A 13,367-nucleotide genomic window follows, 5' to 3' on the forward strand; every position below is an offset into this window, starting at 1 on the left:
CGATGCGTGAAGTAAAATGATATAAACTGGATCTGTAACAAGAGAAAGTGATATGAACATACCTCTGCTCGAAACCTTCCGGGCCGTCGTGCAGGAAGGCAGCGCGTTGCGCGCGGCCGAACGGCTCGGCTGCACGCAGTCGAACGTGACCGCGCGGCTTCGCCAGCTCGAAGAGTCGCTCGACGCGCCGCTGTTCGACCGGCACGGCAAGCGGCTGGTGCTGAACGAAGCCGGGCGCCGGCTGATTCCGTATTGCGACCGCATCCTGCGCCTCGTCGACGAAGCGACGCAGGTGGTGCGCGAGACGCCGGTCGCACGCAGCTTCCGGCTCGGTTCGATGGAAAGCACGGCAGCCACGCGGCTGCCGGCGCTCGCTGCCGCATTGAAGGCGCACGATCCGGCACTCGGCCTCGCGGTGCAGATCGGCAGCGAACCGGATCTGGCTGACGCGCTGCTGCGCGGCCGGATCGACGCCGCGCTCACCGCGCGCGCGGTCGTCCGGCCCGGGCTGCGCTACGAGCCCGCGTTCGCCGAGGACATGGTGCTGGTGAGCGCGGCCACGGTCACGCGCCGGCAACTGCTGGCCGACAACACGGTGAGGCTGCTGGCGTTTCACGACGGCTGCCCGTATCGCGCGGTCGCCGAGCACTGGCTGAAGGCGCGCGGCTTCGCGATCGAATCGGTGTCGTCGTTCGGCACGTTCGGCGCGATCCTCGGCTGCGTGGCGGCCGGGATGGGCGTTGCGATCCTGCCGAAGCGGATCACGACCGAACACGTGGCGCGCAAGGAATTGCGCACGCACGCGTTCGACGATCTCGACAGTGTGACGACCTATCTCGTCACGCCCGAGGAAGCGCCCGCGCTGCCCGAACTCGACGCATTGCGCGCGGTGCTGGGCCGGCAGGCGGGCGCGTTGCTCGCGCGCTAGCGTCGGAGAGCCCGAACTCGGGGCGCGGGCGCGCGGCGCCAACAACGCTATGCCGGCGCGACGGCGCGTTCGTCCGCGAAGAAATCGGCCTCGATTTCGCGGATGCGCCGGCAATCCTCGAGCAGCCGCTCGAACGTCGGGCTGTAGAGGCCGACCGTGCCGAGCGCCGTCTGCAGGTCGGTGGTCACGCGCAGCGTGTCGCCGACCTTGATCCACTGCTTGAGCCCGACGAACGACGGCAGCGCCTGGATCGCCTGCCACGTGAAGTCCTGTGCGAGCACGCCGTTGCGCGACGACAGCAGCAGCACGTGCCCGCAGTAGCCGCGAAAATCCGTCGGCGCGGCGGCTTCGCCGAACAGCCGCTCCGGATGCAGCACGGCTTCGACGGCGGCCGACACGTGATTCTCGCCGCTGACCGCACTCGTCAGCCGCGGGTCGAGGCTGCCGTGCAGCCGCGCGTTCAGCTCGACGATCGTCGGGCCGTCGGCGGTATCGAACAGTTCGAGATGGGTCGGCCCGAAGCGGACTTCGAGCGCGTCGAGCACGTCGGCCGCGTAATCGAGCAGCGGCGCGTAACGCGGGTCGGCATGGTTCAGCACCAGCATCTTGTCGAGGCGCGGCGCATGCGTGCGGTCGCGATGCACTTCCCACAGGCTGACCACGCGATGGCGACCCTCGAACGACACCGAATCGACGATGTATTCCTGCCCCTCGGAATAGCTCTGGATCACGATGTCGTCGTTCGGCTGGTTGTACAGCGAACGGGTGGCCAGCACGTCGCGCGCGGCGGCCTCGACCTGCTCGAGCGTGCGGCAGATCTTCACGCCGGTCACGCCCGCGCTGCGCGCCGGCTTCACCACGAGCGGCAGCGTACCGTGCGCACGCGCCCATGCGAGCGCTTCGTCGACCGACGTGCTGTGGAAGTGCGCGGGTGCGCGCAGGCCGGCCTGGCGAATGCGCTCGTTCATCGCGAATTTGTCGCGTCGCGCGGCCGACGTCGCGAGGTTGTTGCGATACGGCACGTCGAGCCGCTCGGCCAGCGTGTCGGCGAGTTCGAGCGCCGCGTCGAGGCCGTGCAGCACCGCGCCGATCCGCAGGTCGCTCAATTGCGCGAGCGTCGCGTCGACGTCGCCGCGATGCTGGACCTGGCGGATGTAGTCGGACGGGACGAACTGGTTCCGGTAGATGTCCGGCAGATCGGGGTCGCTGATCACGTGCGCGCAACGGATGCCGTATGCGCGAAACGCGGGCGCCAGATAGGCGGCCGTCGACGCGCCGTCGACGATCAGGACGGTATCGATGAAGCGATGCTGCATGGATTCCTCGCTCGGCTGTGGGATCGGTTGAAGGGCGGCAGAGTCGGTACGGGCTCAGGCCCGCGTGCCGGCATCCGGTGGATCGCCGGGCCAGCGCGCGGCCAGCACGATGCAGACGGCGACGAGCGTGGCCGCGACGGCGAATGCGCGCGATGCGCCGGCGACGATCGCCGCGCCCTGGCCCGCGACCAGCGCACCGAGCGCCGCGACGCCGACGGCGGCGCCGACCTGACGCGCGGTATTGAGGATCGCGGACGCGGTGGCCGAGCGGCCGGCTTCGACGCTGCCGAGCATCGTCGACGTCAGCGCGGGAATCGCGATGCCGCCGCCGATCGCCATCGCTGCGAGCCCCGGCGCCAGCAGTGCGTACGGCGTGTGTTCCGCGAGCGTTTGCCACAGCCACACGTAACCGGCGAGCGACACGGCGAGGCCGACGATGACGGTCGCGCGGAATCCGTACCGGACGGCGAGCCGCGCACTCGCGATGTTGGCGAGCATGATGATCGTGAGCGGCGCGAGCGCGAGCCCCGATTCGGTCGCCGTGAAGCCGCGCGCGCTCTGGAAATAGAGGCTCAGCGAGAAGATCAGCCCGTAGAACGCGGCATTCGTGACCGCGCCGATCGCGAGCACGCCCGGCACGCGCGCGATCCTGAAGAACGCGAGTTGCAGCATCGGCGCTGCCACGCGCCGTTCGATCGCGACGAACAGCGCACCGAGCACGACCGATGCAACCAGCGCGCCGGCCGCATACGGGTCGCCCGGCCCGTGCGCGCCGGCCCGGATGATCCCGCCCGTCAGCAGTGCGAGCACGAGCACCGCGACGATCTGGCCGGCCGGATCGAACAGCCGTGTGCGCGCGGCGACCGAATCCTGCACGTGGCGCAGCGTGACCCACAGCCCGGCCGCGCAGATCGGCAGGTTGATGAAGAAGATCGCGCGCCAGCCGAGCGAATCGATCAGCAGCCCGCCGAGCGTCGGCCCGGCCGCGCTGATCGCGCCGCCGGTCGCGCTCCACCACGCGACGGCTTTCACGCGCGCGGCGGCGTCGTTCGCGCAAGCATGCGTAATGAGCGCGAGCGACGTGGGCAGGATCATCGCCGCGCCGACACCCTGCGCGACACGCGCGGTGATCAGCGCCGCGAGCGACGGCGCGAGCGCACAGCCGAGCGACGCGAGCAGGAACAGCGCGAGGCCGTATGCGAACAGCCGGCGGCTGCCGAAGCGGTCGGCCAGCGTGCCGGACGTCAGCAGCAGCGCGGCGAACGACAGCGTGTACGCATCGACGATCCACTGCAGCCCGTGGACGCTCGATCCGAATGAATGGCCGAGGCTCGGAATCGCGACGTTGACGACGGTCACGTCGAGCTGGACGATCGCGAAGCCGAGGCTCGCGGCCGCGACGGTCGGGAAGATCGCACGCAGCGACGTGCGATGCGGCGGCACGGTGGCGACCAGTGCGCCGTCGAGCGCCGGAACGCGTTCGCTCATTGCTGCCCCCGCACCGCGTGGGTCGCGACGCGGCGTGCCGGCAGCGAAGCGTCGCATTCAACGTGTCCGAAGAAGCAGCGCAGCAGGCGGTATCGGTTCATAGGGCGAGTTCCCGGTTGGCGGATGAAGGGACGGCTGCCCATCGAGAGCGAGCCGCATCGTCGAATCCGACAGAAAACTAGCATCGACCCGTTAGCGAATACAAATAATAACCAGCGATTTTTTAACAAGCATTCGTGTTAAAGGCCGGTGCGATCGACGAAGCCCGATGCCCGTCGCATTGCTGAACTTATATCGATAATTTTTGTTAGCAATCGATTTAATATCATTTCGCAATGCAATGACGGTCTCCTAGTCTTGTCGAGCGCTGCGCACCGAGGACGGCAAAGCGCGGCGGTGGTGCCCACCGCACTTCGACCCAAGATCTATTTACGAGAGACCTATGACCTACCTTGCAGATGAACGTATCGTCTTGACGGCAGTGGAGTCCGGTCACATCCGGAAGACGCTCGGCGCGCTGGCCTACGATCCCGCCGGTGGCGCCGGCTACATCAGCGCAGTCCGCAAGCTGGCCTACAACGCGTTTCCCGACCGGATCGTCGACGCATTCGACCGCGCGAAGGCGCCGACCGCGGACGCGCACGGCTCGATCGAGATCGACAACCTGCCGATCGACGACGACGTGAACGGCAGCCCGAGGTTCGAGGAAACCGGCCGCTCGTTCAAGTCCGGCGTGCTGAGCGAGAACGTGCTGGTCGCGCTGAGCACGCTGGCCGGCGAGCCGTATTCGATCGCGCACGAAGGCCGCGAGCTCGTGAACAACCTGACGCCGCACAAGACGACCGCGCGCGAATACACGGGCCTCGGCTCCGAGGTCGAGCTGGATTTCCATATCGAGAATGCCGCGCAGGCGCACATGCCCGAAGGCGACACGTCGCCGTTCGCGTTGCTGCTGCTCGGCGTGCGCAGCGAAGCCGGCGGCGGCCCGTACACGCGGCTCGCCGATGCGCGCCGCGCGCTGCAACTGCTGTCGCCGGACGATATCGCGCAGCTCTACGGCGAGCACTACATCATCCGCGTGCCGTACCGGTGGCGTGGCGCCGCGCCGACGCCGCGCGACAACACCGACCTGAGCGCCGTGCTGTCGGGGCCGCTCGACGCGCCGCGCGTGACGGTCGCGTTCTATCCGGACATGGTGCTGGCGGTCAATACGCGTGCGCAGGAAGCGCTGGCCAACCTGTATCGCGCGGTGCGCGAGGTGTCGTTCGGCGTGCAGGTGTCGCCGGGCAAGCTGGTGCTGATCAACAACCATTTCACGCTGCATTCGCGCGACCGCTTCGATCCGCAATACGACGAGAACGACCGCGCGTTCCGCTGGGTCCAGCGCGTGTTCGTCGCGCGCAGCCTGTGGAATTTCCGCGCGTTCACGCCGCTGCAGGCGCGTGTGTTCGATCCGAAGGCGCTGTATGCGGGCGAGTCGTCGCAAGCGAAGCGCCCGTCACCCGTCGCGCAACCGGTGCCTCAGCGCACCGCCGCGGCCGAACTCGAAGCGACGCTCGCGTAAGCGGGCCGAGAACGCAGGGCGGCGCGGCGACGTATTCCAGCGCCTGCCATCGCGCTGTCCCCGCTCGCGTTCGCCCCACGCATCATCGAGCAAGTGCGTCCTACGTGCCGAACAGGGCAGGCCGTCGCCGACCGAATGCCCGAAGTTGTCGTTGATGTGCTTGAAGCGGTCCAGATCGAGCAGCATGAGCGCCATCAGGTGCCGCGTGCGCCGCGCTTGCGACATCGCCTGCTTCATGCGGTCGCTCAGCAGGTTTCGGTTGGGCAGGCCGGTCGGCGCATCGTGATTGGCCAGGTATTCGATCCGCCCCTGCCGCACCATGCGCTCGGTGATGTCCTCCTATATGAATGCGGCCGCGCTCGTCGCGAGTGCTGCTCATCCTTCTATCCGTTCCGCGATCAACTCGGCCTGCGCGCGCCCGAATTCGGCGTCCGTGCCGGCGACCCAGTCCGCCGCCGCGGCGACGTCGGCGGCACACGCCAACCGTTCGATCCCCCGGCAACGAGCCGATAGGACCTGGGCGCCAACGTTCGCGCTGCTCGATGTGAGCGTATGCGCGGCGAGCTTGAGCGCGTCGGCGTCGCCCACTGCGACGGCCGCATGCGTGTCGCGAATCAGCCGCAGCGCATCGAGCGAGAACCGATCGATGATCCGGGTGAGGACGTCGGGGCGGAAAGTGGCCGCTTATATATAGCGTGCATTGAATGCAAGTACAAGTCAGGCGAGTAAGGTGAAAGATATTCGCAAAGTCTGATCGATCGCCAGACAATTTGTGAACCGGAGGTGGCCGGAAGCGGGCGAGATTTTGTCGTTTCAAGCCAATAATTTCATTTTTGTTTTATTTTTGGTGTTTTGTTTACGATTGACGTGAAAAGAGACATGTCGCGTAAAATGAGTTAAAAAATACATACCATATTTTGTTTTGATGGGGCGACTATTCAATAATGTGAGAGAGTCCGGTTGGACAGAGAATCGCCAAGCTGATCGGGTTGTGTGGTGAAGGAGTGGGGTTCAAAACAGATCGCCGCGTCGTACCTGAAAACCGCCTCGGAGAGCGCTTTCGAATACTGCGGCGCTTGGATCGTTCGGCAAACGCGTAATTCAGGCCCCATATAGCCGACTGCAATGATCGGCACATTATTCGACTAGGCGTGTCGATGTGTTGGACCATTTCAGGAATTGACCTTCCTGATTTTGTGTGTGCGCTGCAGATTTCTGGACTTATCCGGAAAACACCCTATATTTTCACGGTGCGCCGGCGTCTTTGAAATAAATATAACGCTTTATGATTATGAAAAAATCAACAAGCTAGATGCGGAATACAAAATAATTGCCGGCTGGCTTTATCGTGATGTGAGTCGCATTCCACGATGTTCCGGATGTATGCCGAAGAGACGAGGCCTATGACTCCAAGCCGTGCCATGGCGCAATTGCCGCGCGCGGCGCAACGCCCTCGATTCCGATCGGTGACGGATCGAAGTCAACAGAGATAGTGACCGTGAAGATAATGCTTGTGGTCGGTTCTCTCGGTGGGGGTGGAGCGGAGCGCGTGGCAGCGACGCTCGTCAACGCGTGGGCGGAACGCGGAGATGACGTGACGCTCGTTTCGACGTTCTCGGGACGCGGCGATTGCTTCTACGCGATATCGTCGCGCGTTCGCGTGTTGTATCTCGCCGACCTCGTGCGATCGACTGCAACCGGTGCGCTCAACGCATGGCAACGTTTCATCGCGTTGCGGCGCCTGATCAGGACGACACATGCCGACGTCGTGGTGTCGTTCCTCGCGCACGTCAACCTCGCAGTCATCGCGGCGAGCCGTGGAACGGGCATCCCCGTCATCGCCTGCGAGCATACGAATCCGATCGCGGCACCGCGCGGCCGCTTCCAGAGATTCATGGTGCGCTGCCTCTATCCGCATGCCGACGTATTGACCGTGCTGACGGCGGGAAGCGTCGAACCGTTGCGCAAGGAGATCCCCGCACTGAGGAACGTCGCCGTCCTCCCGAATCCGATCGATGACGACGTCCTGCGATTCTGGAAGATGCCGGGCGCGCCCGGTTCCCGCAAGCGCGTGCTCGCCGCGGGACGCCTGCATCCGATCAAGCAGTTCGATGTGCTGATCGATGCATTCGCCACACTGGCACACGAGTTTCCGGACTGGGATCTGTACATTTGGGGAGAGGGCCCGACACGGGATGCGCTGGCGCGACAGATCGGTACGCTGAAGCTCGACGGCCGCGTGTTCCTGCCGGGAATGACGCGCGAGCTGTGGGCCGAAATGGCGAACGCCGACATCTACGCACTGACGTCGCATTTCGAAGGATTGCCGATGGCGATGATGGAGGCGATGGCCATCGGCCTGCCGTGCGTCGCTTTCGACTGCCCGAGCGGGCCGCGCGAATTGACGCGGGACGGCCGCGACGGCGTGCTGGTCGACAGACGCGATGTCGGCGGCCTCGCGGCGGCGTTCCGCGCGTTGTTCTCGAGCGAACACCTGAGAGGCGAATTGGGGCGTAAGGCGGCGGCGTCGGTGCGCGAACGGTTCTCGACGGCAGTCATCCTTGCGCGGTGGGATCGGTTGTATGCGCGCGTGGGCGCGAAATCGGAGGCGATATGAGAGTGGTTCACATCATCACTTGCCTTGAACAAGGCGGCGCCGAAGGCGTGTTGTTCCGTCTGGCGACGTTCCCGTCGCCGCAATCGACCGCCCATATCGTCGTCTCGCTGCAGGGGCTCGGGTTCTATGGTCCAAGGCTGCTGGAGAAGGGGATCGCCGTGATACCGCTCGGCATGCCGAAAGGGCGCGTCACGCTATCCGGACTGCACCGGCTGTATGGCGTACTGCGCAACGCGCAGCCTGACGTCGTCCAGACGTGGATGTACCACTCCGATCTGATCGGCGGGTTGGTCGCGCGTTTCGCGGGCATCCGCAACCTTGCGTGGGGCGTTCGCCATGCGAATCTCGACCGGGACAAGAATTCTCCGATGACGCTGCGCGTCGCGAGACTGTGCGCGCGTCTATCGCATTTGGCGCCGCGCGCCATCGTCAGTTGCTCGGAAGAGGCGACAGCGACGCACAAGGCATTCGGTTACGACGCGGGGAAGTTCGTGAACATCCCGAACGGCTATGACCTCAACCGCTTCCGCGTCGACACCGGCGCGCGTGAGGTGATGCGTCGCAGATGGAACATCGGCCCGGACGAGACACTCCTCGGGTGCGTCGCGCGCTGGGATGTGCAGAAGGATCATCCCAACCTGCTCAGGGCACTGCGCATGCTCGCACAGCAGGGTTTCAGCGGCCGCTGCGTGCTCGTGGGCCGCAACATGGACGAGCACAACGCGGAACTGATGTCGCTGATTCGCACACTCGGCGTCGAACGGCAGGTGATGCTCGCCGGTCCGAGCGATGACGTTCCTGCGATCCTCAATGCCCTCGACCTGCTCGTCTTGCCGAGCTCCGGCGAGGCGTTTCCGAACGTGCTCGCCGAAGCGATGGCGTGCGGGAAGCCCGCTGTGACGACCGATGTCGGCGACGCACGCATGATCGTCGGCGACACGGGTTGGGTGGTGCGCCCGCAGGATTCGGCCGATCTCGCGAACGGCTTGTGGAGCGCGCTCGACTGGCTGCGCATGGCGGACAAGGCGGCGTGCGCGGCGCGGTGCCGTCAGCGCGTCGAGCAGCATTTCTCGCTTCAGAAGATGGTGAGTTCGTTCGAGCGCGTATGGGCCGACGGATGCACGGTTCAGGACCCCGAAGTACACGCATTGAAGATCGGATGAGCGCGGCCGGACACCTCGACTGGCGGCCACGGGCATGGGCGGAATGATCGACAGGGATGTCGTGACATCGGGAATATCGTGCGCATGAGCACAATGGGAAACCGGAGCGTAACGAAAACGATGCGAACGCTGGCTGCGCTTGCGGGCGCCTTGCTGTGCTGCATGTCCGCGCCTGCAACGGCAGGCGACGCGCCGCAACCGCGCAAGTTCCTGACGTTTTCCAGCCGCCTGCCCGATACGTGGATCATGAAGCACGGGAGCGAATACGCATTCGTCTGGGGCGAAAGCGACGGCAACCAGCGCAATTCGGCACGTGCCGGCGTCTGGAAGCAGTACGCGCCGAACACCGTGCTGAGCACCTACTTCCCGTATGGCCGCGATCCGGCACGCGCCGATCCCGCGAACTGGCAGAAATCGCATCCGGAGTGGATCGCGTACCGCTGCGACGGCGAGACGATGGCCAAGCTCTTCGACAAGCCCATCGTGCCGCTCGACATTTCGAATCCGCAGGTGCTGGCCTGGCAGGTCGACAATTTCATCAACGGCCAGTACCGCGACATCGCGCTCGACAACTTCTCGACCTCGAACGTCGAGCGTGGATGCGGCGTGAAGCGCAACGGCCGCTTTGTTCGCCAGTACACGGACGACCGCGCCGGCACCGAAAGATTCGCGGAAGCCAAGGTCGCGTGGCTCGAACGCGTGACGGCGCAATTACATGACGCGGGAAAGACGGTGACGGTCAATTACCAGATCGATCGGCCGGTCGACTCGCCGCTGGTTGGCCGCATCACGAAGGCTGTCGACTCGGTGCTCACCGAGGAAATGTTTCCCCCGCGCCGCAGGGATCGCTTCAAGGCGATTCTCGACTACGCCGATCGATTGAAGCGGGAGGACAAGGGCTTTTACGCGATCTATGAGATCGAGGCGCCGTCCGCGGACACCGTGCAGTCGGTCATGGCTGCCTATCTGATCTACGCGTGGTCGAAGAGCGCTGTGTCCATTTCCGGCGTGCAGGACTACGGCAGCGAGCCGAAGTATGGCGGCTTCGATCGGTCGGTCGGCACGCCGTGCGAGGAATACCGCAACAGCGGCGGCATCTATTCGCGGCGCTATGCGGGGGGCGTGACCGTGTTTGCCGATCCCATGTCGCCGGTCGCGGCCGTCTATCGCGTACCGCCGGGCTTCAGCGATGTATCGGGCAAGCCGGCGCCGTCGGCGCTCGAGTTGGAGCCGGGCGAAGGCCGGGTCCTTTATCGCACCGGCGTCATGACGTGTTCGTGAACGGGGCGTGCTGATCGGCGGCAGGAGAGCGGGTGCGGATGAGCGTGGGTGAAGGGCGCGCGTGATGCGACGCAACGGAGACGGGGTGAAGAAATGTTGAACTTTGTAGTGGCGATGCTCGCGTCCTTGCTGGTCACCGTGTTGATCATCCGGTATCACAGTGTCAACCAGCGGTTTGCGGGCGTGGATTTCGACATGCAGGGCGTACAGAAATTTCACGCGCGCCCGGTGCCGCGCATCGGCGGCGTCGGGATCCTGTTCGGCGTCATCATGTCGCTCGCCGTGTTGTGCGGGCGCTATCCGACGATCGCGCGCGACCTGCTTTACGTCTGCCTGTGCGGTGCGCCCGCATTCCTTTCCGGCTTCGCCGAGGACGTGACGAAGCGCGTGTCGGCGCGTGCACGGCTGTTCTGCACGATGTTTGCCGCTGGGCTCGGCTACGGGCTGCTCGATATCGCCGTCACGCGCACCAGTGTGCCGCCGATCGACTTCTTGCTCGGCTACTCGATCGTCTCGGGCCTGATTACGGTCGTGGCGGTGGCCGGGCTCGCGAACGCCGTGAACATCATCGACGGATTCAACGGGCTCGCGTCGATGGTGTCGATCATGATGTTCGCGTCGCTCGCGTATACCGCGTTCGAGGTCCACGACGAAGTCGTGATGACCGCGTCGCTGATGATGATGGGCGCCGTGCTCGGATTCTTCGTCTGGAATTTTCCGGCCGGGCTCATCTTCCTGGGCGACAGCGGCGCCTACTTCCTCGGCTTCATGCTGGCCGAACTGTCGATCGTGCTGGTCCAGCGCAACCCGCAGGTTTCCGCCTGGTATCCGATCCTGCTGTTCATGTACCCGATTTTCGAGACGTGCTTCTCGATCTACCGCAAGAAGCTTCTGCGCGGCATGTCGCCGGGCATGCCCGACGGCGTGCACCTTCACATGCTTGTGTACAAGCGAATCATGCGCTGGGCGGTCGGAACGAAACAGGCACGCGAGCTGACCCAGCGGAACTCGTTCACGTCGCCGTACCTGTGGCTGCTTTGCCTGCTGGCCGTCGGGCCCGCGACGCTGTTCTGGTGGAACACCGTCGTGCTGTTCGCTTTCGTGATCATGTTTGCGATCACGTATATGTGGATCTACGTACGCATCGTGCGGTTCAAGGTGCCGAGATGGATCGTCGTGAGAGTCGGACGATCTGACGGAGCGCGGACGAATGTTTCGGCTACCTGACTAATATTCAGGAAGTGAGTAATTGCGCAACAGGCGTGAAGGATGAAATGTCGCATCTCGTGGCGCAATGAAGCGGTTGTCGTGATCTGGTGGGCTTGCCGGGATGGATGTTTGAAAGTCGGGTTGCCCGCCAACAAAGACAAACAACTATTTTTATATGTTATCTGGCCTATGCGTTTGATTTCTCGTTTCGCGCGAATGACTTGTGCGTCAGTCCTGCCGCTCTTCGTGGGCGCTTGCGTACTCGCACCGGGGATGCAATTCGATCCGTATGCGTCGATCGATGCGGACGATCCGTCGGTCGTTCCCACGGTCACCCCCATCACGCCGGCCATCATCAAGCAGCAGCGCGAAAGCAGGTTGCGGACGTCGGGCGATGCATACAGGCAGTTGATGACCGCTGTTGAGCCGTATCGGATCGGTCCGGCGGATGTGCTGTCGATCATCGTGTGGAATCACCCTGAACTGGTCATCCCGAACTTGACCTATACGATCGGCGAAACGGCGGGTTTGCAGCCGGCGGGCCCGGGACTCAGTTCGCAGGCGGTCCCCGGATTCGCGGTCGGCGACGACGGCAACATCCAGTTTCCGTTCATCGGCGCGTTCCGGGCACAGGGGCTGACGACGACCGAACTGCAGCAACGATTGACCACGGTGCTGCAACCGTACATCCGGTCTCCGCAACTGACGATCAGTGTGGTGGCGTACCGCAGCAAGCGTGTCTTTGTCGAGGGGCCGGTGGCGCTGGCCGGCGTGAAGCCGATCACCGACGTTCCGATGTCGCTGGCCGAGGTGCTGGGCGAGGCGAACGGCGTGCAATCCGGCGTGGGTGACCTCAGCCGGATCGAACTGCTTCGGAATGGAAAGCGATTCCGGCTGAACCTGGGGGAGATGGCGGCGGAAGGCGTGAACACCGCGCAGATCATGCTGAAGGATCGTGACGTCATCCGCATTGTGCCGCAGACCTACAACCAGGTCTTCGTGACGGGCGAGGTCGGCAAGCCGACCGGGCTCCCGATGCATGACGGACGCCTGACCTTGAGCGATGCGCTGGCGAGCGTGCAGGGCGTGGATCCGAATTCCGCCGATCCGGCCGCGGTCTACGTGATCCGTGCGACCGATGATCCCGCTCAGCCGGAAGTCTTCCGCCTGAACGGCAAGTCGCCGGTCGCCTATGCACTTGCGGAACATTTCGAGCTGAAGCCGAAGGATGTCGTGTACGTCGACGCGACCGGCTTGACCCGCTGGAGCCGGATGATCAATCAGATCGTGCCGACGACGACCGGTGCGAATGCTGCCCGCGGCGCCGTGAACTGATACTGCCATGCATTCAATACTTGTCGTGTGTGTCGGGAACATCTGCCGCAGCCCGATGGCGGAGGGGCTGCTGCGCGAGCGCCTGAAGAATGTCGAAGTCCGGTCGGCCGGCCTGGATGCGCTGGTCGGACAGCCGGCCGACAGCCACTCCATCGAACTGATGGAGGAACGCGAGATCGACATCCGGCCGCACCGCGCCAGGCAGCTCGTGGAGCATGAGTGCCGCCGGGCGGATCTCATTCTTGCGGTGGAGGACGGGCACCGCCGGGCGATCGAACACGCCTATGCGTTCGCGCGCGGGCGGGTCTTCACGCTCGGGCACTACGGACGCTTCGACATTGCCGATCCGTTCAGGCAGGAGCGACGGAAGTTTCGGGAGTGCCTCGAGATGATCGAGACGGGCGTCGACGATTGGGTGCAACGAATCCGGAAGCTTAGCTAATCCGTGGCTCGATGCCTCGCACGG

12 protein-coding genes and 1 pseudogene are annotated in these 13,367 nt (G+C 64.5%); 9 read left to right on the top strand and 4 right to left on the bottom strand.

The genetic code is table 11. The features are described from left to right. Positions 1 to 52: 52 nt before the first annotated feature. On the top strand, positions 53 to 928 hold the full coding sequence (locus R9B84_RS17365) for a LysR family transcriptional regulator (protein ID WP_423760612.1): 876 nt from the start codon (positions 53 to 55) through the stop codon (positions 926 to 928). A gap of 47 nt (positions 929 to 975) precedes the next feature. On the opposite strand, the gene R9B84_RS17370 is transcribed toward R9B84_RS17365, so the two are convergent. Then, positions 976 to 2,244, bottom strand: a complete 1,269-nt coding sequence (locus R9B84_RS17370; protein ID WP_423760613.1) for an ATP-grasp domain-containing protein — start codon at positions 2,242 to 2,244, stop codon at positions 976 to 978. A gap of 54 nt (positions 2,245 to 2,298) precedes the next feature. Continuing rightward, entirely contained in the window at positions 2,299 to 3,732 is a 1,434-nt protein-coding gene (locus R9B84_RS17375; protein ID WP_423760614.1) for an MFS transporter, read from the bottom strand. A 442-nt stretch (positions 3,733 to 4,174) separates the two neighbouring features. On the opposite strand from R9B84_RS17375, the gene R9B84_RS17380 reads away from it, so the two are divergent. Next, positions 4,175 to 5,296 (top strand): TauD/TfdA family dioxygenase, encoded by a 1,122-nt coding sequence (locus tag R9B84_RS17380; protein WP_423760615.1) that lies wholly within the window; start codon positions 4,175 to 4,177, stop codon positions 5,294 to 5,296. On the opposite strand, the gene R9B84_RS17385 is transcribed toward R9B84_RS17380, so the two are convergent. Together R9B84_RS17385 and R9B84_RS17390 are read right to left on the bottom strand one after the other, a co-directional pair. After that, complete coding sequence (locus R9B84_RS17385) at positions 5,231 to 5,617, bottom strand: diguanylate cyclase domain-containing protein (RefSeq protein ID WP_423760616.1); 387 nt, start codon at positions 5,615 to 5,617, stop codon at positions 5,231 to 5,233. The genes R9B84_RS17380 and R9B84_RS17385 overlap by 66 nt on opposite strands. A 54-nt stretch (positions 5,618 to 5,671) precedes the next feature. Next, complete coding sequence (locus tag R9B84_RS17390) at positions 5,672 to 5,947, bottom strand: Hpt domain-containing protein (RefSeq protein ID WP_423761038.1); 276 nt, start codon at positions 5,945 to 5,947, stop codon at positions 5,672 to 5,674. 727 nt (positions 5,948 to 6,674) lie between these two features. Here R9B84_RS17390 and R9B84_RS17395 point away from each other — a divergent pair. The 7 genes and pseudogenes from R9B84_RS17395 to R9B84_RS17425 all read left to right on the top strand — a co-directional run. Further along, positions 6,675 to 6,773: pseudogene (locus R9B84_RS17395) on the top strand (IS5/IS1182 family transposase); the annotation flags it as partial. Between the two features lie 21 nt (positions 6,774 to 6,794). Further along, positions 6,795 to 7,913 carry a glycosyltransferase family 4 protein gene (locus tag R9B84_RS17400; RefSeq protein ID WP_423760617.1) on the top strand — a complete coding sequence of 373 codons (1,119 nt, stop codon included), beginning with the start codon at positions 6,795 to 6,797 and terminating at the stop codon, positions 7,911 to 7,913. Then, on the top strand, positions 7,910 to 9,076 hold the full coding sequence (locus R9B84_RS17405) for a glycosyltransferase (RefSeq protein WP_423760618.1): 1,167 nt from the start codon (positions 7,910 to 7,912) through the stop codon (positions 9,074 to 9,076). Before R9B84_RS17400 ends, R9B84_RS17405 begins: the two co-directional genes overlap by 4 nt. A 120-nt stretch (positions 9,077 to 9,196) precedes the next feature. Continuing rightward, the gene (locus R9B84_RS17410) at positions 9,197 to 10,357 is read left to right on the top strand and encodes a putative glycoside hydrolase (protein WP_423760619.1); all 1,161 of its coding nucleotides are present in this window, start codon (positions 9,197 to 9,199) and stop codon (positions 10,355 to 10,357) included. A gap of 93 nt (positions 10,358 to 10,450) precedes the next feature. Then, the gene (locus R9B84_RS17415; RefSeq protein ID WP_423760620.1) at positions 10,451 to 11,584 is read left to right on the top strand and encodes an MraY family glycosyltransferase; all 1,134 of its coding nucleotides are present in this window, start codon (positions 10,451 to 10,453) and stop codon (positions 11,582 to 11,584) included. Positions 11,585 to 11,839: 255 nt separating this feature from the next. After that, entirely contained in the window at positions 11,840 to 12,901 is a 1,062-nt protein-coding gene (locus tag R9B84_RS17420) for a polysaccharide biosynthesis/export family protein (RefSeq protein WP_423760621.1), read from the top strand. Positions 12,902 to 12,908: 7 nt separating this feature from the next. Beyond that, positions 12,909 to 13,343, top strand: a complete 435-nt coding sequence (locus R9B84_RS17425; RefSeq protein ID WP_423760622.1) for a low molecular weight protein-tyrosine-phosphatase — start codon at positions 12,909 to 12,911, stop codon at positions 13,341 to 13,343. The last annotated feature ends 24 nt before the right edge of the window (positions 13,344 to 13,367 follow it).

The organism is Burkholderia sp. NLJ2 (genome assembly GCF_049487195.1).
In the GTDB taxonomy this organism is placed as follows: Bacteria; Pseudomonadota; Gammaproteobacteria; order Burkholderiales; family Burkholderiaceae; genus Burkholderia; species Burkholderia pyrrocinia.

Coding starts and splice junctions, on each gene's coding strand:
- R9B84_RS17415 (WP_423760620.1), top strand. CDS start 10,451: ATGTTGAACTTTGTAGTGGCGATGCTCGCGTCCTTGCTGGTCACCGTG.
- R9B84_RS17425 (WP_423760622.1), top strand. CDS start 12,909: ATGCATTCAATACTTGTCGTGTGTGTCGGGAACATCTGCCGCAGCCCG.
- R9B84_RS17365 (WP_423760612.1), top strand. CDS start 53: ATGAACATACCTCTGCTCGAAACCTTCCGGGCCGTCGTGCAGGAAGGC.
- R9B84_RS17420 (WP_423760621.1), top strand. CDS start 11,840: ATGCAATTCGATCCGTATGCGTCGATCGATGCGGACGATCCGTCGGTC.
- R9B84_RS17380 (WP_423760615.1), top strand. CDS start 4,175: ATGACCTACCTTGCAGATGAACGTATCGTCTTGACGGCAGTGGAGTCC.
- R9B84_RS17375 (WP_423760614.1), bottom strand. CDS start 3,732: ATGAGCGAACGCGTTCCGGCGCTCGACGGCGCACTGGTCGCCACCGTG.
- R9B84_RS17410 (WP_423760619.1), top strand. CDS start 9,197: ATGCGAACGCTGGCTGCGCTTGCGGGCGCCTTGCTGTGCTGCATGTCC.
- R9B84_RS17370 (WP_423760613.1), bottom strand. CDS start 2,244: ATGCAGCATCGCTTCATCGATACCGTCCTGATCGTCGACGGCGCGTCG.
- R9B84_RS17385 (WP_423760616.1), bottom strand. CDS start 5,617: ATGGTGCGGCAGGGGCGGATCGAATACCTGGCCAATCACGATGCGCCG.
- R9B84_RS17405 (WP_423760618.1), top strand. CDS start 7,910: ATGAGAGTGGTTCACATCATCACTTGCCTTGAACAAGGCGGCGCCGAA.